This window comes from Psychrobacter sp. PAMC 21119 (genome assembly GCF_000247495.1).
GTDB classification, from domain to species: domain Bacteria; phylum Pseudomonadota; class Gammaproteobacteria; order Pseudomonadales; family Moraxellaceae; genus Psychrobacter; species Psychrobacter glaciei.
Genome location: NZ_AHVZ01000020.1, coordinates 56,873 through 76,736, shown reverse-complemented (window position 1 = coordinate 76,736; position 19,864 = coordinate 56,873). Strand labels below are relative to the sequence as shown.

General features: G+C 43.9%; 16 protein-coding genes and 2 riboswitches. Of the genes, 8 read left to right on the top strand and 8 right to left on the bottom strand.

Annotated elements, in window-relative coordinates; all coding sequences use genetic code 11:
• Positions 1 to 349: 349 nt before the first annotated feature.
• Positions 350 to 661, top strand: a complete 312-nt coding sequence (locus RH96_RS08220; RefSeq protein WP_010199695.1) for a DUF1244 domain-containing protein — start codon at positions 350 to 352, stop codon at positions 659 to 661.
• Positions 662 to 750: 89 nt separating this feature from the next.
• Here the strand turns inward: RH96_RS08220 and RH96_RS08215 are convergent, their stop codons facing one another.
• Both RH96_RS08215 and rluF read right to left on the bottom strand, forming a co-directional pair.
• Positions 751 to 1,194: an SRPBCC family protein gene (locus RH96_RS08215; RefSeq protein ID WP_010199693.1), complete on the bottom strand. Its 444-nt coding sequence runs from the start codon at positions 1,192 to 1,194 to the stop codon at positions 751 to 753.
• A gap of 101 nt (positions 1,195 to 1,295) precedes the next feature.
• Positions 1,296 to 2,300: a 23S rRNA pseudouridine(2604) synthase RluF gene (gene rluF / locus RH96_RS08210; RefSeq protein WP_010199691.1), complete on the bottom strand. Its 1,005-nt coding sequence runs from the start codon at positions 2,298 to 2,300 to the stop codon at positions 1,296 to 1,298.
• A 302-nt stretch (positions 2,301 to 2,602) separates the two neighbouring features.
• On the opposite strand from rluF, the gene RH96_RS08205 reads away from it, so the two are divergent.
• Both RH96_RS08205 and RH96_RS08200 read left to right on the top strand, forming a co-directional pair.
• A complete protein-coding gene (locus RH96_RS08205; protein WP_010199690.1) occupies positions 2,603 to 4,405 on the top strand; it encodes an FMN-binding glutamate synthase family protein in 1,803 nt (600 codons plus the stop codon).
• Positions 4,406 to 4,488: 83 nt separating this feature from the next.
• Positions 4,489 to 5,310 (top strand): phosphodiester glycosidase family protein, encoded by an 822-nt coding sequence (locus tag RH96_RS08200; protein WP_010199689.1) that lies wholly within the window; start codon positions 4,489 to 4,491, stop codon positions 5,308 to 5,310.
• Positions 5,311 to 5,508: 198 nt separating this feature from the next.
• Here the strand turns inward: RH96_RS08200 and RH96_RS08195 are convergent, their stop codons facing one another.
• From RH96_RS08195 to RH96_RS08175, 5 genes are all read right to left on the bottom strand, one after another.
• Positions 5,509 to 6,705, bottom strand: a complete 1,197-nt coding sequence (locus RH96_RS08195; protein WP_010199688.1) for a globin domain-containing protein — start codon at positions 6,703 to 6,705, stop codon at positions 5,509 to 5,511.
• 309 nt (positions 6,706 to 7,014) lie between these two features.
• Positions 7,015 to 8,238: a vWA domain-containing protein gene (locus RH96_RS08190; RefSeq protein ID WP_010199677.1), complete on the bottom strand. Its 1,224-nt coding sequence runs from the start codon at positions 8,236 to 8,238 to the stop codon at positions 7,015 to 7,017.
• A 94-nt stretch (positions 8,239 to 8,332) separates the two neighbouring features.
• Positions 8,333 to 9,196: an AAA family ATPase gene (locus RH96_RS08185; protein WP_010199670.1), complete on the bottom strand. Its 864-nt coding sequence runs from the start codon at positions 9,194 to 9,196 to the stop codon at positions 8,333 to 8,335.
• 490 nt (positions 9,197 to 9,686) lie between these two features.
• Positions 9,687 to 10,331: a hypothetical protein gene (locus RH96_RS08180; protein WP_010199668.1), complete on the bottom strand. Its 645-nt coding sequence runs from the start codon at positions 10,329 to 10,331 to the stop codon at positions 9,687 to 9,689.
• A gap of 394 nt (positions 10,332 to 10,725) precedes the next feature.
• Positions 10,726 to 11,046 (bottom strand): YcgL domain-containing protein, encoded by a 321-nt coding sequence (locus tag RH96_RS08175; protein ID WP_010199666.1) that lies wholly within the window; start codon positions 11,044 to 11,046, stop codon positions 10,726 to 10,728.
• A gap of 237 nt (positions 11,047 to 11,283) precedes the next feature.
• A riboswitch (glycine riboswitch) is annotated at positions 11,284 to 11,455 on the top strand.
• Between the two features lie 54 nt (positions 11,456 to 11,509).
• Positions 11,510 to 11,668, top strand: a riboswitch (glycine riboswitch).
• 168 nt (positions 11,669 to 11,836) lie between these two features.
• Between RH96_RS08175 and gcvT the strand changes: the two genes are divergently transcribed.
• The 5 genes from gcvT (at position 11,837) to RH96_RS08150 (ending at position 18,416) form a co-directional block, all read left to right on the top strand.
• A complete protein-coding gene (gcvT, locus tag RH96_RS08170) occupies positions 11,837 to 13,009 on the top strand; it encodes a glycine cleavage system aminomethyltransferase GcvT (protein WP_010199664.1) in 1,173 nt (390 codons plus the stop codon).
• Positions 13,010 to 13,078: 69 nt separating this feature from the next.
• Complete coding sequence (gene gcvH / locus RH96_RS08165; protein WP_010199661.1) at positions 13,079 to 13,459, top strand: glycine cleavage system protein GcvH; 381 nt, start codon at positions 13,079 to 13,081, stop codon at positions 13,457 to 13,459.
• 328 nt (positions 13,460 to 13,787) lie between these two features.
• Positions 13,788 to 14,546 carry a nitroreductase family protein gene (locus RH96_RS08160; RefSeq protein ID WP_010199659.1) on the top strand — a complete coding sequence of 253 codons (759 nt, stop codon included), beginning with the start codon at positions 13,788 to 13,790 and terminating at the stop codon, positions 14,544 to 14,546.
• Between the two features lie 62 nt (positions 14,547 to 14,608).
• Entirely contained in the window at positions 14,609 to 17,506 is a 2,898-nt protein-coding gene (gene gcvP, locus RH96_RS08155) for an aminomethyl-transferring glycine dehydrogenase (protein WP_010199657.1), read from the top strand.
• A 220-nt stretch (positions 17,507 to 17,726) separates the two neighbouring features.
• Positions 17,727 to 18,416, top strand: a complete 690-nt coding sequence (locus RH96_RS08150) for an esterase/lipase family protein (RefSeq protein WP_010199656.1) — start codon at positions 17,727 to 17,729, stop codon at positions 18,414 to 18,416.
• Here RH96_RS08150 and RH96_RS08145 read toward each other — a convergent pair.
• Positions 18,406 to 19,731: a ribonuclease D gene (locus RH96_RS08145; RefSeq protein WP_010199655.1), complete on the bottom strand. Its 1,326-nt coding sequence runs from the start codon at positions 19,729 to 19,731 to the stop codon at positions 18,406 to 18,408. The genes RH96_RS08150 and RH96_RS08145 overlap by 11 nt on opposite strands.
• Positions 19,732 to 19,864: the final 133 nt, after the last annotated feature.

Below are 19,864 nucleotides of genomic sequence, written 5' to 3'. Positions count from 1 at the left end.
AACAGCTAAAATGATAACAGTCAAATCATTTAACGACGATTCTCTAGAAGTGATGATATAGCTGATACTACGTAAAATGGGTACACGACATTATGATGCGTGACTGGTAAAAAAATATTCATGAATTCAAAGAAGAAACTTAGCTCACGATCGACCAAAGAGCAGATAGGAATGAAGCGTGATTTAATATCATGATTAAAAGGCTTTAAGTCGATAAACCTTACTATAATAAGTTTGCCAAGTTTACTGATAGACTTTTTTAATATAGAACGACATAGGTTGCGCAATATTTATATCGTTAGTATCATTTCAGTTTTGAGATGACTCAATTACAATTAGGAAAAATTTTATGGCAAAATTAGAATCAAACATCGAATTAGAAGCAGCGGCATTTCGTCGCTTACTAGCTCATTTAGACGAGCGTAAAGATGTACAAAATATTGAGCTAATGAACCTTGCCGACTTTTGTCGTAACTGCTTATCCAAATGGTATAAAGCGGCTGGTGAGGAGCGTGGTATTGAAATCGAATACGAGGATGCGCGCGAGCTTGTTTATGGTATGCCTTATGCTGAGTGGAAAGAAAAGTATCAACAAAAAGCAACACCAGAGCAATTAGCGCGCTTTAACGAGATTGAAGCTGCTAAGAAAAAATCGGATTAAAACTAACAGTGATGGCTCAAATAAAATAAACCACCACTAGATAGTTATATCAAAATAGTTATATCAAAAAAGCCAGTATTGCCGCTAGATTAGCGGCTTTCTATAGATTTGAGTATGCTACTAAACCCTATGGTTCCTTGTTTCTGCATTTGACGGTCAAATAGGCGACCGATTAATGGCAATGGTACCGTCAATCGACCCTCAGATATCCAAGTCACGTGTGTAGTGCCATCACCCAAGTCTTTTAAATCAATGACGCCTTTATCATGTTGCATTTTTATAGGTTTAGCTTTTTCGATTTGGTATTCCATATGAGTAGGACGCTCAAACGCCGTAATTCGCTCCCAAAACTTAACAGGTCCCGTTTGAATGCTACGTAAAGCCCCAACGCCATTGCGCTCCTCGTCACCTTCAGCTACTAACTTAGCTACACCTACTGCTTTAAATGAGCCATAACTGGCATGGTCACTCAGTGCTTCAAACACCTCATCAATCGGTTTTTTGACAATGCGTTCTACTTTTATTTTAAACATAATATTATCCCGTTAAGATCAAAGTTGAAATTATTTAGCTTACTGACATTTAAAACATGAATAAAGCAGTCGCACGTCAAAAACTTATGATCGCGAAACTACTACCGCTTAGACCCTCGGCCTTTTGAAGGACGCCTGCCATTTGTCGCAGGTTTACCATTGCCTCCAGACTTACCATTACCCCCTGACGGCTTACCACGACCAGCAGGACGCCCATCTCTACCTTTAGAACCCGCTGGTTTTCTAGCATCATCCTTAGCGTATTTGTTACGCCCCTTTGCTGCACCCGCTGGTTTTGAAGATGACTTTGCTTTTGACGAGTCATCAGTACGAGGGTTTTTTCGTGGTGCATTACGAGATTTCTTAGCCGGTTTACTGTCTTGCGAAGAAGAATCTTCTATAGAGTTAAGTAAAACAGACAACTCTTTTGGCGTCAAATCTCGCCAGTCTCCAACGGGCGTACCCTTGAGACTTACATTCATAATCCGTGTACGCTCAAGCTTGACGACTTCATAGCCAAAATGCTCACACATACGGCGAATTTGACGGTTCAGACCTTGCACTAGCGTGATGTTAAATACGTTGGGCGCTACTTTAGTCACTGGGCATTTTTTCGTCATTTTGCCAAGCATCGGCACACCGCCCGCCAAACCCTCAATAACACTATCGGTTAACGGCTTATTGACCGTGACCAGATACTCTTTTTCATGGTTATTACCAGCACGTAGCACCTTATTGACCAGATCGCCATTGTTGGTCAAAAAGATTAAACCTTGGGAATCTTTGTCTAGACGTCCAATCGGGAAAATACGTAAGCTATGTCTCACAAAATCGACAATGTTATTTTTCTCAGAGCTTTCTGTTGTGCTCACAATGCCCACTGGCTTATTTAAGACAATAAACACAAAATCATCTGCCTCTCGTGGCTCGATGAGCTGCCCGTTAACTTTCACCGCATCTCCAGCAACCACTTGCGCGCCTACTTGAGCACGCTTGCCATTGACGTACACATTACCTTGCTCAATAAAGCGGTCAGCGTCGCGCCTAGAGCAAATGCCGCTTTCGCTGATGTATTTATTTAAACGAGTCGAGGAAGCGTTAAACATAAAGCACCGTTTTACCTGATAAGAAGCCTTTTTGCTAAGAAAAAAGCCTAAATTGAATGGATCGTCAACAACGAAATAGCTCACATTATATAGGAAATTCAATGTCCCTTTGAGGAGAGATGGGTAAGAACCTATAAACATATCCAGAATCGTATAAATCGAAGCGGTTGACTCAATAAAGCCAACGTTAGCACACCGTTACTCAATAATCATTAAGCCATGATATTATTGGCGTATGATATACACGATAAATTTGAGCATCTTATCTATACTATATTTAACCATTACTATTGAGCCTCGTTATGCCCCAATCTCGTACCAATCTAAACCCTGAACCAAAAACCAACTCGCCTTATTTAGTCGGTGTGCTGTTACGTTACAGCACTTTTACCGCTGCTGTCTTGCTGTTTTTAGCAGGGCTATTATTGATGAATTGGTGGCTGATTATTCTTGGCGGGTTTGGGGTATGTTTGGGGATTTATGACGTTATACAGTCAAAGCATGCCATCTTGAGAAACTATCCAGTGGCTGGGCATATCCGCTACGTACTTGAAGACTTCCGTCCTGAGATTCGTCAGTATTTGTTAGAAAACGATAAAGAGCAAGTACCGTTTTCACGCCAGCAGCGTGCCTTGGTTTATCAACGTGCCAAGAACGTTAGTGATACCAATGCTTTTGGCACACTAGACAATCTCTACACCCATGGTAAAGAATGGTTTTTACAATCCGCCATCAGCCAGCCTTTAGAAAACCAAGACTTTCGCATTATGGTGGGCGGTGAGCGTTGTCAGCAGCCGCATGATATGTCGGTATTTAATATCTCGGCGATGAGTTTCGGTAGTCTGTCAGCAAACGCTATCATGGCGCTTAATCAAGGCGCAAAAATAGGCGGTTTTACTCATGACACCGGTGAAGGTGCCATCAGTCCTTATCATCGCAAGTTCGGTGGTGATTTGATTTGGGAGCTAGGTACGGGTTACTTTGGTTGCCGCGATGAAAACGGTGATTTTAGTCCGCAATCCTTTGCCGAAAAAGCCGTCGATCCACAAGTGAAAATGATTGAGATCAAGCTATCTCAAGGCGCAAAGCCTGGTAAAGGTGGCGTCTTACCATCCAGCAAAATCACTCAAGAAATCGCTGATACCCGTCAAGTGCCGATGGGGCAAGACTGCGTTTCACCCTCTTCGCATACGGCATTTAGCACACCGCGTGAGCTAGTCGCCTTTTGGCAGCAGCTACGCGAGTTATCTGGTGGCAAGCCGGTTGGCTTTAAGCTATGTATTGGTCAACCTTGGCAGTTTATGGCCATCGTCAAAGCCATGATAGAGACGGACAATTATCCTGATTTTATCGTTATCGATGGCGCAGAAGGTGGTACGGGTGCCGCCCCTGTCGAGTTTATGGACAATGTTGGTATGCCAATGGTCGAAGGGTTTTTATTGGTACACAATACCTTGGTCGGTGCAGGCATCCGCGATAAAATCAAACTTGGCGTGAGCGGTAAAATCGTCTCTGGCTTCGATATTGCCCGTATGATTGCGTTGGGCGCAGACTGGTGTAATTCAGCACGCGGTTTTATGTTTGCCGTGGGCTGTATTCAATCACGCTCGTGTCATACCAACACTTGCCCGACTGGCGTTGCCACCCAAGACCCGTATCGTCAAAAGGCGTTGGATGTGCCGAGCAAAGCTGAGCGTGTTGCAAGTTTCCATAAAAACACCCTAAAATCGCTTGCCAGTATCGTGGGTGCAGTTGGCTTGCAACACCCAAGCCAATTGCAACCTTATCATATCGCTCGACGCCTCGATGACGGGCAGATAAAGCTATTATCGAAATTCTTTTATTTCACTGATAGAGGTGCTCTGCTTAATAGTAGCGCCCGCGCGGACGTGTTCAATCAGATGTGGGTAATGGCGAACCCTGATAGCTTTTTAGCCAATGATGATGCCCTCATTGCTTATAATAAAGACTCACGAGATAAAGGTAGAGAAACCACCACATCAGCGGAACAGAGTCTTGGGAACTTTGCGAGTATCAGTGGCGGTGGGCAGTTAATCGGCAACGTCAACAATACTTTTCGTGAATTTCCACCTAGCAATGACTGAAAATAGTATTGAAAAATAGTGATGAGTATTTCACCATTCATGAGCGTTTATATTTTACTCTTTATCAAAAAGACAGATGATTGATGCCAAGTTCCGTTTTCACCTTACCGCACACTCTACTGACAGCAGCGCTTATTACGTTAAGCGTCAGTGCTTGCCAGCCCATTACCAAACAAGATTCTGATAGTAATACAGGAATTTGGTCATGCCAGACCCAAAACTCACCGTTTACTTACAGCGTTTGTCGTGTTGATGCTGATGCGTTAAGTAGCGAACGTTCTTCTCTACAGCTGTTTTGGCAGCCCTCCGATAGCAGTCAGCCGCTACTGACCTTTGACAATTTATTAGCGACTTTACCAGCCAACCAAACACTTACCTTTGCCATGAATGCGGGCATGTATAACGACAATTATGCACCGATTGGCTATACTGTCATCGACGGTAAAGAGATTCGCGCGTTAAATACCAAAGAAGGTGGCGGCAATTTTCATTTACTGCCCAATGGTGTGCTGTGGTGGGATAAAACGGGTAAAGTACAAATCACAGAAAGCAATGCTTTAAATGAGCAGCTTAAAAATGATGAGGCAGAGCCTAGGTATGCCACTCAATCAGGTCCTATGCTGGTTATCAATAACGAGATACACCCGCAATTTAATCCTGATAGCACCTCACTCAAGATTCGTAATGGCGCAGGTGTTTGTGACGACGGTAGCATACAGTTTGTTAATAGCGATGAACCAGTCACGTTTTATCAATTTGCATCGTTGTTCAAGGATGACTTAAGCTGTCCAAACGCGCTCTTTTTAGATGGCGGGATTGCGTCAGCGTTATATGCGCCCAGCATTGATAAGCACGATAAAAAAGAGATGGGTGTGATGATAGCGTTGGTTGAAAGTAAAGATTAATTTGCCTTTATATTTCAAAGTTAATATCTAATCAACTGCCTGCCCTCATATAGTTATGTCAATATAAAAGAGATACAGCATGGTGTCCTGTATGCATTTTATTTAGTATCGACTATAGTATGTCGCATAAAAAGCACTTGAGACGACTTTGTCATCCAAGTGCTTTTTTTATGACTAGCAACAGTCAATAGCTAAAAACTAGCCGCCCAGACTCATCTTGGGACCAAACGGTTCATAATGGACGCTATCGACACCGTGATCTAACGTCACTAGCCCATCGATCATACTTTCCATAAATGGCATCGAGCCACAGACATAAATATCAGCAGGCTCAGGCAAAGTAGCAAGCCATGCCTCATCTAATAATTGTCCCGACTCAAAATAGAAGACATGCTTTTCTACAGTCTCAGCCTTTTCTAGTAGCTTATTTACTTCGGTATTAAAAGCATGATGCGCTTCATTTTGGCAAGCATAAACCCAGATAATAGGACGTTTTGGATTGGCTAATACTTGTGCCTCTAACATAGATAGCACAGGGGTCACGCCAACACCAGCACTCATCAATACCAGCGGAATCTCATTTTGCTGTACCAAATCTTGATTGAGTGCAAAGTCGCCCGCTGGTGCCGATAATAGAACCGTGTCACCCACTTCTAATTGGTCGTGCATATAGTTAGAGACCAAACCATGATGCTCGTTACGGTTGTCACGTCTGACTGCAAACTGAATGCCTGCATCGCTACTAGCGGAGTACAAAGAGTAATGACGCAGGGCAACATGGTCACTGTCTTTTGGGTCTGTTTTCACTGTGATGTACTGACCCGCGGTTAAAGTCAATTTGCTCAAGTCAATATCTTGATGACTTTCTGCACTATCATTGACGGGCACAACCGTAAAGGCGGCAATATCCGTAGCAGCTGCTACCTTTTTAGTCACTACAAAAGGCGCAAAACCCTGCCACATCGCCTCTTTATACATGCCATGTTCAATCTGAATAAATACTGAGGCAATCTCATCATAAGCTTCCGTCCAAGCATCGATGATATCGTCATTGGCAGCCTCGCCCAGCACTTCCTTAATTGCACCAATTAAATGCTTACCCACGATAGGATAATGCTCGGGCAAAATTTGTAAAGCACGATGCTTGTGGCTGATTTGCGTGACTTGTGGCAATAACGCTGCCAATTTATCCAAGTGCTTAGCAGCGGCTAATACGGTCGTCGCCAGAGCCGTCTGTTGACGGCCCAATTTTTGATTGGTTTCGTTAAATATGTCCAACAGCTCGGGATGCTCTTCAAACATGTTTTTATAAAACACCGTGGTGATTGCCGTTCCATGCTCTTCAAGGACGGGAACAGTTGCGGTGACGATTTCTAACGTTTTTGGTGAGGCCATGTTGTTTCTCTTAATAAATGATGGTATTGATCAGTTTGAAAATGAAAGATAGAGATTTTAAAATAAAGAACTTAAATAAGTGGCGCCAACAAAATTTAAAATTCTGCCGTCAAGCTTTGTGAAAGCCATCAACCTATCTATAACATTCATTTTAAATGAATCTTATCATATTTTACTGAGCATACCAATGCCGCATTGCTATAAAGCTGATTTTTAGCCAAAAAAGCAGCCGTTATGCTGTCATAACGGCTGCTATTATCAAAAAATATGGAAATTAACAGGTTTTACAAGTTGGTGAAAACGCCAAAATTACCGCGCTAAATAATTGGTCATCTCTTCTACGCCATGTAACGTCATCGGATACATCTTATGATCCACTAATTTTTTGATCTCAACGATGGTTTGGGTATATTGCCAGTAAGAAGGTGCTTCAGGATTGAGCCACGCCACTTTATCAAAATGATCAAGTACCCGCTTCAACCAAACAATACCCGCCTCATTATTCATATACTCAACGCTACCGCCTACTGTCATCAGCTCATATGGCGACATTGAGGCATCACCGACGAAGATAACACGATACTCGCGACCGTATTTGTTGAGCAGCTCATACGTTGGCATCGGCGCACTGTGGCGACGGTTATTGTCCTTCCAGACATAGTCATAAAGACAGTTATGAAAGTAAAAAAACTCTAAGGTTTTAAACTCATTTCTGGCCGCCGAAAACAGCTTTTCCAGAGCTTCGACATGAATATCCATACTGCCGCCAACATCAAACAGCATCAATACTTTGACGCGATTGCGACGCTCCGCTTGCATATGGATATCGAGCACGCCTTTTTTAGCGGTGCGTTTGATAGTCTCATGAATGTCTAGCTCATCTGCGCTACCAGTACGAGCAAACTGGCGCAAGTTTCGTAACGCCATCTGAATCTGACGGGTACCAAGCTGGCTGTCGTCATCGAGATTACGGTATTTACGCTGCTCCCAGACTTTCGCTGCGCTACGTTTACGTGACTCACCGCCGACGCGCACCCCTTCTGGATGGTCGCCATAGGCACCAAATGGTGACGTACCGCCTGTACCAACCCATTTACTGCCACCCTGATGACGCTCTTTTTGCTCTTTGAGACGCTCTTCCAAGGCTTTCATCAGCTCCTCTAACGAGCCATATTTTTTCAGCAATCGGCGCTGCTCTTCGGTCAAATTTTTTGGATCGAGCTTTAAATCGAGCCACTCTTTGGGCACGTCTGTGAGCTTAGACAATAGCTCATCCATATCTAGACTGTCGACACCTTCGAAATAATCTGCCATTGCTCGATCAAACTTATCAAAATGGCGCTCGTCTTTGACCATGCACAATCGAATCAACCGATACATATCTTCGCGACTGGCAAAGGTAGTCAATGCCGAATCTTCAGGATGCGGGTGCATCATCAGCCCTTTATCTAGCGCAGCATTTAGATCAAGCAGCTCGCGCGTACTGACTGGCACACCGTAAGTACGTAAGGTATAGAACAATTTGATAAACATAAGAGTCGCATCGCTTATTGGCTGATATGGTGACGAATGAAGCCGTCTTATTAACTTCAATCATGAGCTTTAATCATGACAAATGGTCTGTTGCTTAACGACGCATCATATTAGCAAAGCGTTGCAACAAGCTCACATCGGCTTCATTTTTGAGCAGCGCACCATATAACGGCGGAATAGATTTTTCACCGCGTAAGTTTTCTTCCAGCTCTGCTTGTGCCATATCATCAGCCAGTAGCAAAGTTAACCAATCGACAAGCTCAGACGTTGATGGCGGCTTTTTAAGCCCTTGAACATTACGCAGCTTATAAAAAATATCGAGCGCATCATTGACCAGCTTTTCTTGAATCTCAGGAAAATGCACGTCGATGATTTGACGCATGGTCTCTTCTTCTGGGAAGTCAATATAATGGAAGAAACAACGACGCAAAAAGGCATCGGGCAGCTCTTTTTCATTGTTCGAGGTGATGATAACCACTGGACGTTGTGCCGCGGTAATGGTCTCGCCTGTCTCATAGACATAAAAAGACATTTTGTCCAGCTCATGTAGCAAGTCATTTGGGAACTCGATATCGGCTTTATCAATTTCATCAATCAGTAGCACACTACGCTCTTTACTGGTAAAGGCGTCCCATAGCTTGCCGGGCTTGATATAGTTGCCAATCTCATACACCTTGTCATCACCCAGTTGCGAGTCACGTAAGCGTGATACGGCATCGTACTCGTACAGACCTTGCTCAGCCTTGGTGGTTGATTTGATATGCCACGTAATCAGCGGCATACCCAAACTCTCAGCCACTTCTTCTGCCAGTAACGTCTTACCAGTACCCGGCTCACCTTTAATCAGGAGCGGCTTTTGTAACGTCATCGCTGCGTTAACCGCCAGCTGCAAATCATCAGTGGCTATATAGTTTTGCGTACCGGTAAAGCTTTTCTTCGTTTTATCAGTCGTGGTCATAATCAAGTCTCAGTTATTGTTATATAGTCATTCCACTATAAAAGTATTACAGCGTTAACCTCGATTGAAGTATCACATATACATCTACACTCGGTTGCCTTGTACTACTTTTAAATTAAATCGACTATAGATTAAGGCTATCAAGAGCCATAAAGGGCATAAAAGCAATCGATGGCAAATAAATAATCATTTAGATTAGCACAGCATGATTGATTGCCAAAATACTCATGCGTTCGCAATTGCTAATAAACAATATATATAGGAAGCGCCTTTTAACTATTTATCATCGTAGTCATAAAACGTTTTTTCATAAAAAAAGACACGCATGGTGTCTTTTTTTTATTCATAATACTTTTTATCCATTCATAATATCTTTTATCTATTAACAGTGTCTTTTATTCATAGCGGCTTTGATTGTACTTACCATAAGCCTAAAGCAAAGACCCAGTCGCCTCTAGCAAAATTTTGATATCACTTTTCTGGTATAACTTTACCGCTTATCAAGCTTTTCAATATCGGGTTGCTTAGCTAAGCTGCTGTCTTTTTTTAAGCTAATATCTGCTTTAGGATTAGCCGCTAAAGGCGTTTTATTAGACTGCTCAGCGACAGTAGGCGGATCCATCAAAGTCGCGTTTTCTGTCAAATAACTGCCCGTCGTCAGCTGCATGGTCGCTTGCGTATCTTCTGCGGTACGACTGCGCGCTTTGTCTAGACTTGACTCAAACGCACCGCGAATAAGCTGCCAAACAAAGCCAATAAACAAGCCTGCTACCAAGACAACCAATATCGGTAACATGTTGGTAATCGCGCCAGCTGTGTCTTTCATCATAATCGCATAGACCACAGAGATACTGGCCGGTGCAATCACACTTGGGTCGCTAAGGGCAGTGCCAGGTGCCAACAACACGGCAAACAACATCATCCAACTCATACCACCCAACGGTCGCGGCAGCATACGAGCGACCAACAACCACAATACCAACACAATAACGACACCACCAAGATACGCATACATTGGTAAGTCTGCGGGTGGCACGTCTTTTACCAGCTGTCCCCACCAAATAGCAATCTCACCGAGAATATCGCTAATGGCTTCCAGCGGTAAGCTGTTTATAATACCTTTTAACCAGTCCATGCGTGTGTAGTTACCTGCGTTTATAAATTGTGCGTCGCGTTGTTGCGCTTAATGATAAATATAGTCAAGGAACTTTAGAATCGCTACAAAGCGACCGACCGCAGATAGTACACTGAGTACATCTAGGATAGGTAACACCGTAGCGGTTTAAAAATGCTCTGACTATAATATGTGCTGTTTTATTCACGAGAGTATCGTATACGTTATCGACAGAAGCCTTGGAGACAAGACTACTCAACTTGCCGCTCATCATTCATCACTCATATAGCCTGCTAGTTTATCACGACTTTCTATCAAAATGCATGAGCGCAAATGTGTCGTAAACTTTTTCTTAGTGGCTTTCATTTAACATATCAAAGAGATAGCTATCAAGAAAACTTTTCAAAAAAACGTATCAATCGTAAATGTTGTCTTGTGCCTCGCGCGCACGTAATTCCGCTTGACGGCGCATAACGTCTTGCGGTGGCATTTGTACAAAATACCCTTGCGACTGTAATTTTGCGAGCACCTCTTCTTTATCAACACGTGCAAGCGTTGGCGTGGTTGCCAAATCTAGATGCATCACAAATTTACTGCGACCTAAGCTTGCGCGGAAGTCTTTTGGTAGCACACCCAGCCAGTCCTTAATCTCGTCAGTGTCATCAGGATAATCAGGGCGGGCAATATAGACATACATGCCGTCATGTTTAGAAAATTTATAAATATCACAATGCATAAAAACCACCTGTCAGAAACTATAGGCGTAGGTTAGCATAATTTAGCCAAATTTCAGTAGTTGCTTTACGTTTTGATATAAGCAACCGCTCTAAGACTGAGACGATAAAATAGCAATAAAGGTACTCGGTTTATCGCGGATGTGCCTGATTATCCTCACAAACAGGCACTTTTGCCGAAATTATTGATTTTAATGGCGTTGATGACTTGTAAAAGCGCCCTGAACCTTTCATAATAAAAGCGTTTTTCAGGAGAGAGTTTGTGAGCATAGTTATACTATAATATATGGTTATAACATAAAAAATATCGTATCAAACCGCATTGGTCATACGACGTATATAATTGCTACACGACCACCGAAGGCGCATCCACCCTGCCAATCGCTCAGGTAAAAGGACTGAAAAACGCATGTCACGACTGTTTCGCTGTCTACCGTCAATCGCGTAGCACATCCAAACATAGGGCATAACAAATCTGGAGAGCGGTAAGGACGGACGACGTCTTACCCACCGAAGGGGAGAAAATGCGACATCATTTGATTTGATTTTTTGAAGCTTATGCTTTAGAAACTAACAGTGATGGTTCGTGTTGAAAATCTCAGGTTACAGGACAGATAGGGCTTTTGCTTAAACTGACGTTCAGCGTCTGTTTGGCTGGCGGCTTTATCTTTTTTTTCTGTGCTACCCTTGGCTGCAATGCTTGCACCCTGCAACGTTGCTTCTCGCTACTATGATACTGCGCATCGCTCATTACTCTACCGAGTATGACTAATGTACACATAAGGATTTGTTATGACCGACTCTCAAAACACCAATACCTCAGCCCCTAAACGCACGCCCCTTTACCAGTCTCACGTTGATAGTGAAGGCAAGTTAGTGGATTTTTCTGGTTGGGAATTGCCGATTCATTATGGTTCACAAATCGAAGAGCACGAAGCGGTACGTACTGACGCCGGTATGTTTGATGTCTCACATATGGTTGTCGCAGATATTAAAGGCGCTGACACTAAGGCATGGCTACAAAAACTGCTCGCTAATGATGTCAATAAACTCAAGACTGCTGGCAAAGCGCTGTATTCTGGCATGCTAAACGAGCAAGGCAGCGTTATCGATGATTTGATTGTCTATCTAATGAATGCGGATGAAACCGAATATCGTATCGTCTCAAACGCCGCCACTCGCGATAAAGATATGGCGCAGTTCAATAAAGTCGCAGAAGGCTTTGACATCACCATCACTGAGCGTCCAGAGCTTGCTATGTTGGCAGTTCAAGGACCTAATGCGATTGAAAAACTGGCACAAGCCAAACCAAGCTGGGCAGAAACGTTAGCTGAACTTAAACCTTTCGTCGGTGCTGACTTGACTGATATAGAAGGCGCTGATTGGTTCGTCGCTCGTACTGGCTACACTGGTGAAGACGGTGTCGAAGTGATCATGCACGGCGATGATGCACCAGCGTTCTTTGAGCTATTAAAAGCCAATGGTGTAAAACCAGCGGGTCTTGGCGCTCGTGATACCTTGCGTATGGAAGCGGGCATGAACCTCTATGGTCACGATATGGACGAAACCATTAGCCCTTACGAATGTAATATGGGCTGGACGCTCGCGCTAAAAGATGAGCGCGACTTCGTTGGTCGTGCAGCGTTGGTTAGCAAACGCCAGCAGTCAAAAGACGACAATACAGCCATGAAGCAAGTGGGTCTCCTATTGACGACGCGCGGTGTGTTGCGTGAAGGCATGACGGTCACCATCAATCAAGGCTCAGACAATGAGCAGACCGGCATTATTACCAGTGGTACATTCTCCCCTAGTCTAAAAAACTCCATTGCGATTGCCCGTGTTCCTGCCAGCGTATCAGAGGATGATAATGTCCAAGTTGACCTACGCGGCAAAGGCAAGTTCGTTGATGTACGCGTTCTCAAGTTACCGTTTGTCCGTAATGGCAAGCAGCAGTTTGACTCATAGGCATTATAAACTCTATTATTAGCTTTCACTTTTTTTGTTAACCATCCTCTATCACTTAGGAGAGAGACCATGAGTAATATCCCAGCAGAACTAAAATACATTGCCAGCCACGAATGGCTACGTCTAGAAGACGACGGTACAATCACTGTCGGTATCACAGACCATGCTCAAGACTTGCTTGGTGACGTGGTGTTTGTTGAACTGCCTGACGTGGGTGACATCATCGCTGTTGATGACGAAATCTCAGTCGTTGAGTCAGTAAAAGCCGCCTCTGACGTTTATGCCCCGATCTCAGGTGAAGTGGTTGAGATTAACGAAGCGCTAGAAGAAGATCCAGAAATCATCAACTCTGACCCATATGGCGAAGGTTGGTTCTTTAGAATGAAGCCTGACAACATCGCTGACTACGAAGCACTAATGACGGCTGATGAGTACGAAAACGATCTATAGTCCAAGCTTTCTTTTGTAATCAATATTTAGCTTATATTCGCTAGTCATTTATATTCGATAATCACTTATATTCGATAGTCATATGACGTGAAAACATGACAGATACTGGTGTTAACTGGTATCTGTACGCTTTATTTTAGACGCACTTATCATTTCAAAATATTCAGCAACTGTGCTAAATACGCATACTGCCATGAAAGATCGTTACTCAATGTTATTACCCCATACGCTCGTTAATGTATTTGCCTTATCTATTTGACTTGGTCTATAAAAATCTGCCATCGGTAATAAGCAAATTAATCACTTAATCCCCAGCATGGATCCTAATATGACTTCCAACTCTGATAACAACGACAACATTGCTACACCCGAACACACACCGCAGTTGCAAGCGTTTCGTGAGGTGGTCGAGTCACGTCGTTCAGTCCGTCGTTTTACTGACACGCCGATACCTGACGATGTGTTAGCAGATTGTCTGCGTTTGGCCATGCTAGCGCCGAACTCAAGCAATCTACAGCCGTGGGAATTTTATGTGATTGACAATGCTGATAAACGCAAACGTACCGTCAAAAACTGCATGAATCAAAACGCAGCAAAAACAGCAGCGCGCTTGATCGCAGTCGTCGCCCGTACTGACATTTGGCACGACCACGCTCAGCAGATCTTACGTGAATACCCTGAGATGCCAGTACCAAAGAAAGTTAAAGACTACTATACCAAAGTCGTTGCCATGGACTTTTTACGTGGACCTGCCAACGTGGTATCAGCGGCTAAATGGAGCGCAACTCAAGTCGTCAGACGGGTAAAAGGGCCTATTAAATCACCTTACTATACTTTTGAAGACACCAAAAACTGGGCGACCAACAATACCGCACTTGCTGCCGAAAACCTCATGTTGGCACTACGCGCGCACGGCTTTGATAGCTGTCCGATGGGTGGCTTCGACGAGCCTGCCATGAAGCGCTTGTTAGGCTTAAGCAATGATCAGCACATTATCATGATGATTGGTGCTGGCGAACGCGCCGACAATGGCATTTACAACAGCCAGTTCCGCTTTGATCAAAATCAATTTGTACATTACGTTTAATGCATCGCCATATTACTCTATTTAAATAAACCCTTTTATTACTCCCTTAACCAAGGATTGTCATGACTATTTCTCAAAACCCGACGTTTGATACCTTTCAAGGTTTATTCAACGAAGCTGAATTTGTCTATCGTCATTTAGGCTCAAATGAGACCAAACAAGCTGATTTACTCAGCAAAATTGGTTATAAAGACATGGCGAGTTTTATCAATGATACGGTGCCTGAGCCCGTACGCTTGCACAAAGACTTAGACTTGCCATTAGCAATGAGTGAGCATGCAGCGTTGGCTAAATTGCGCGCCATGGCAGATAATATCACCGTTAATAAAAGCTACATCGGCCAAGGCTATTCGCCTGTGCGTATGCCTGCGGTCATTCAGCGTAATGTCCTTGAAAATCCAGGTTGGTATACGGCTTATACGCCTTATCAAGCTGAAATCGCCCAAGGTCGTCTAGAAGCTTTGCTTAACTTCCAGCAAGTTTGTATCGATTTAACGGGTCTAGAAATGGCTGGCGCATCGTTACTTGACGAAGCAACGGCAGCCGCAGAAGCCATGGCGATGTCTAAGCGTGTGAGCAAAAGTAAATCAACGCAGTTTTTCGTTGATGATCGTGTTTATCCACAAACATTAGACGTTATCAATACTCGCGCTAAGTACTTTGGTTGGGAAATCGTCGTTGGTGATTTTGAAACTGCCAAATCTGGTGATTATTTCGGTGCGCTATTTCAATACGTCGGTGTCGAAGGTGATGTCAAAGACTTAACTGACGTCATCGCTGCGGTTAAGAAGAACAAAACTTACGTGAGCGTCGTCAGCGACATCATGAGCTTGGTATTATTAAAATCACCAGCGGATATGGGCGCAGACGTCGCTTTGGGTAGCACTCAGCGCTTTGGTATTCCAATGGGCTTTGGTGGTCCTCATGCCGCCTACTTTGCATTCTCTGATAAAGCCAAGCGCTCAGCACCTGGTCGTATCATTGGTGTCTCAAAAGATTCGCAAGGTAATACCGCCCTACGTATGGCATTACAAACCCGCGAGCAGCATATCCGCCGCGAAAAAGCCAACTCAAACATCTGTACCTCACAAGTATTGCTGGCTAACCTCGCTGGTATGTATGCGGTTTATCATGGTCCAGGTGGCGTAAAGCGTATTGCCACTCGTATCCATGCTTTTGCCACAGCGTTTGCTAATGTCATTACAGAAGCCAACGATAGCAGTCTAAGCGTAGTACATGATCAGTTCTTTGATACCGTCGTTGTCGATTGCGGTTCAGAAAAACTGGCGACGCAAATTTTTGCAAATGCCGATAATGTTGGTTATAACTTATGGCGTCTAGATGATAACAAACTGGGTGTCGCTTTTAGTGAAATCAGCGACCAGCATGACTTTACGGTGTTAACCCAGCTATTCGTCAGTAAATCACATGACTTGCCTGAGACTGCCAGCCTGTCACTTGATAGCGCACATTTGCGTACCGATGACATCTTAACCCATCCAGTATTTAACTCGCATCATACCGAGCATGAGATGCTGCGCTATTTAAAGTCGCTTGAAGACAAAGATTTGGCGATGAACCGCAGTATGATTTCATTGGGTAGCTGTACCATGAAATTGAACGCAACCAGTGAAATGATACCGATTACGTGGCCCGAGTTTGCCAATGTGCATCCTTTTGCACCGCGCGATCAAGTCACTGGCTACATTGCGATGATTGACAGTCTGCAAGATCAACTTAAAGCCATCACTGGTTTTGACGATGTATCGATGCAGCCAAACTCTGGTGCTTCAGGTGAATATGCTGGTCTACTAGCGATTCGCCGCTATCATGAATCATTGGGCGAGACCGACCGTGATGTTTGCCTCATCCCAATGTCAGCGCATGGTACCAACCCTGCGACTGCCATGATGATGGGTATGAAAGTCGTCGTGGTTAAAACCGATGAAAACGGTAACGTCGACATCGAAGATTTGACCGCTAAATGTGAAGAGCATAGCGAGCACCTAGGTGCCTTGATGATCACCTACCCGTCGACGCATGGTGTGTTCGAAGAAGGCATCCGTCATATTTGTGATTTGATTCATAAGCATGGCGGCCAAGTCTATATGGATGGCGCGAATATGAATGCGCAGGTCGGCATGATGCAGCCTGCGGATGTTGGTGCAGATGTATTACACATGAACTTGCACAAAACCTTCTGTATCCCACACGGTGGCGGCGGTCCTGGAATGGGTCCTATCGGTATGAAGGCACATTTAGCACCATTTATGGCCAACCATACCTTAAGCCCTGTTCATAATGCGCAAAAAGACTGTTCAGCTGTATCGGCAGCGCCTTATGGCTCAGCCAGCATCTTGCCAATCTCGTGGATGTATATTGCCATGATGGGCCGTGATGGTTTGCTTAAAGCCACTGAACTGGCGCTGTTAAATGCCAACTACGTAGCAGCCGAGCTAAAAGGTCATTATCCTGTCTTATACGCTGGTAAAAATGGCCGCGTCGCGCACGAATGTATCATCGATATTCGTCCATTAAAGGATGAAACTGGTATCAGCGAAAGCGATATTGCCAAGCGCTTAATGGATTATGGTTTCCATTCACCAACCATGAGCTTCCCAGTTTCAGGTACGTTGATGATTGAGCCAACTGAGTCTGAATCTAAAGAAGAGTTAGATCGTTTTATCAGTGCGTTAAAATCTATCAAGGCCGAAGCGATGAAAGCTAAAGCAGGCGAAGACAATTGGACGCTAGAAGACAATCCACTGGTCAATGCACCGCACACCGCTTCTATGATCACCAACAGCGAGTGGACGCATCCATACAGTCGTGATGTTGCCGCATTCCCATTGCCTTATGTACGCGCTCATAAATTCTGGCCAAGCGTTGCTCGTATCGATGATGCTTATGGTGATAAGAATCTGATGTGTTCTTGCCCAAGTATCGAAAACTATCTGTAATCGAAGTCTCCGATAAATCATAAGTAGCTTTTTATAGAAAAACAAACCTCCAAGTCAGTAGCTGATTTGGAGGTTTTTATTTTGCTTACTTTTTATCTATCAAATTAACAGGTAATATTATTAATGGATAAGCGATAAATAAAGGCTTATGCCGATAACAAAATATTTATTTTAAGTCTTTGAAGCCTTAAAGTTTTGAAGCAATTACTTGGATCTTACTATGCAACAAAAAAACCGCGTTATTCTGATTCATGGTCTGCATCAAACCGCTTGGATTATGCGCCCACTAGCCAAGCGCCTGCAAGCAGCAGGCTTCGATACTCATCAATATAGCTACCGCAGTATGCGTGATGGCATCAAAACCAATAGCGCAGGCCTTAATACTTGGCTAGAAAAGCATCATCAGCCTGATCAGCCGATAGATTTGGTCGGTCATAGTTTGGGTGGTTTGATTATTCGTGATTTTGTCACTCAGTATCCCAAGTGGCAGATTGGACGCTGCGTGACGCTTGGGACACCGCATGTAGGGAGTGTTTGTGCAGATTATATCTGGCGCTTAAGCCCCGCTGTAGTAGGACGCTCATATGTCGATGCTTTAGATGGAACAGTCCTACCATTACCAGCACATATTACCTTGGGCGTGATTGCAGGAAATCGTCCGTATGGATTGGGGCAGCTGTTTTTACAGTATCATAACCGTAAACTGCGTAAAGCAGACAATATGCCATCGGCAGAACATCTGCTACACGATGGCACAGTATATATAGAAGAAACCAAAATAGAGGCAGCCACTGATCATATTGTTTTACCAGTTTCGCATACTGGGATGCTGGTCGATAAAGGTGTCACCACACAAGTGATATGTTTTTTACAACATGGACAGTTTGAGCATAAAAAACTTAAACATTGATACCCATACCCTGTTGCAACTCGGTTTTATGCTTGTTAATCACTGGTATCAAAGTCTGCGTCACCCACTCATTGCGCCAGCCTTTTAAGCCTTCTGGTAGCTCGCTTAGGTTTTTATCAAACGCAATCACTTCATACAGCTGCCCTAGCCATTTTTTGCGCATCAATACATTAGCAGGTACACCAATAGCTTCTGCTTGCTCATCAATCGCTTGTTGCACGGCTTTTGACAATACTTTGTTTTTTGAGCGATACGGCGGCAATAGACAGTCTGGATATTCAGCAGGATGCAGGTTTTTTGCCTCTTTTATTACCTTAAGCAACTCTTCACCATACAGTCGCAACATGCTACGGTGCATCGTGGTTTTGTGCGCAAGCTCTCGCATATTGCTTGGCTTTTCAGTGATAATCTCGCGTACGGCTTGTTTTTTAATCACAAAAGTACGCGGCTGATTGGTCGAACGCGCTAGCTCTTCTCGCCACGTAGCCACTCCTTTGAGTATCGCCATTTGCTGCGAGTTATAGCGATAATCAGCCATCGTTAGGTACATCGCTTCGTCTTCAACATGCTGAGCGTCGTACAAATCGCTGGCATAAAGCTGGCAATCCGCCCATACATATTCAAACAGTCCTTGCTTTTTTAGCTCGTATTCGAGGCTCAAGTAAAGCGCTGGCAAAAAGCGTACATCATCAATCGCATATTGCTCTTGCTCATCTGAGAGCGGACGCTGTAACCAATCTGATTGGCTTTGTTCTTTATCGATATGCATATCTAACTGATCATCAAGCGCCTGCTGATAGCCCATTTGCAACTGTCCCGTCAAATAAGACAACGCAATTTGCGTATCAAAAATATTAGTCAACGGTGGGCAACCAGACAATAGATAAAAAATCCCTAAATCTTCACCACAAGCATGCCAAATCGCCACATCAACTTCACTGAGCGCTTGCCAAAAATCACCCAGTTGCAACTGTGGTGCATCTAGTAAATAGATGTGATCGCCTGTATTTAGCTGTACCAGTGCCAAGCGCGGGTAATAAGTATCGCGCTTGATAAACTCGGTATCTAATGCCACTCGTCCGCAAATCGCCAATGCATCGATAACTTCAGCCAAACCATCTTGCTCACGCACCCACGTGATGGCAACTTCATCCGCAATATCCAATAATGCATCGATATTTGGTTCAGGCGGCACAGCTGCTGACGCTACATCAGTATTAACTGATTGCTTTGATGAATCGTCAATAGCAGCAGTGTTGTCTGCAAGGTTTGATTGGGTGGCAGCGCTTGAAGCGGTTGGAACATGGTTAGACACGGGCAGATACCTGCATAAATAGGGGGAAAGAAAACGCCAAACTGCGTTTTAATAAAAAAAAACGAGAAAAATAGTGGCAATTAAGCAATTATAACAAGTTCATAAAATAAAATGGGCAAGATTTGGGTTTTAT

Excerpts from the sequence above, each read along its gene's own strand:
- RH96_RS08215 (WP_010199693.1), bottom strand. The coding sequence starts at position 1,194 with ATGTTTAAAATAAAAGTAGAACGCATTGTCAAAAAACCGATTGATGAG.
- RH96_RS08205 (WP_010199690.1), top strand. The coding sequence starts at position 2,603 with ATGCCCCAATCTCGTACCAATCTAAACCCTGAACCAAAAACCAACTCG.
- RH96_RS08195 (WP_010199688.1), bottom strand. The coding sequence starts at position 6,705 with ATGGCCTCACCAAAAACGTTAGAAATCGTCACCGCAACTGTTCCCGTC.
- RH96_RS08150 (WP_010199656.1), top strand. The coding sequence starts at position 17,727 with ATGCAACAAAAAAACCGCGTTATTCTGATTCATGGTCTGCATCAAACC.
- RH96_RS08190 (WP_010199677.1), bottom strand. The coding sequence starts at position 8,238 with ATGTTTATCAAATTGTTCTATACCTTACGTACTTACGGTGTGCCAGTC.
- gcvH (WP_010199661.1), top strand. The coding sequence starts at position 13,079 with ATGAGTAATATCCCAGCAGAACTAAAATACATTGCCAGCCACGAATGG.
- RH96_RS08200 (WP_010199689.1), top strand. The coding sequence starts at position 4,489 with ATGCCAAGTTCCGTTTTCACCTTACCGCACACTCTACTGACAGCAGCG.
- RH96_RS08185 (WP_010199670.1), bottom strand. The coding sequence starts at position 9,196 with ATGACCACGACTGATAAAACGAAGAAAAGCTTTACCGGTACGCAAAAC.
- gcvT (WP_010199664.1), top strand. The coding sequence starts at position 11,837 with ATGACCGACTCTCAAAACACCAATACCTCAGCCCCTAAACGCACGCCC.
- RH96_RS08220 (WP_010199695.1), top strand. The coding sequence starts at position 350 with ATGGCAAAATTAGAATCAAACATCGAATTAGAAGCAGCGGCATTTCGT.
- RH96_RS08175 (WP_010199666.1), bottom strand. The coding sequence starts at position 11,046 with ATGCATTGTGATATTTATAAATTTTCTAAACATGACGGCATGTATGTC.
- gcvP (WP_010199657.1), top strand. The coding sequence starts at position 14,609 with ATGACTATTTCTCAAAACCCGACGTTTGATACCTTTCAAGGTTTATTC.
- RH96_RS08180 (WP_010199668.1), bottom strand. The coding sequence starts at position 10,331 with ATGGACTGGTTAAAAGGTATTATAAACAGCTTACCGCTGGAAGCCATT.
- rluF (WP_010199691.1), bottom strand. The coding sequence starts at position 2,300 with ATGTTTAACGCTTCCTCGACTCGTTTAAATAAATACATCAGCGAAAGC.
- RH96_RS08160 (WP_010199659.1), top strand. The coding sequence starts at position 13,788 with ATGACTTCCAACTCTGATAACAACGACAACATTGCTACACCCGAACAC.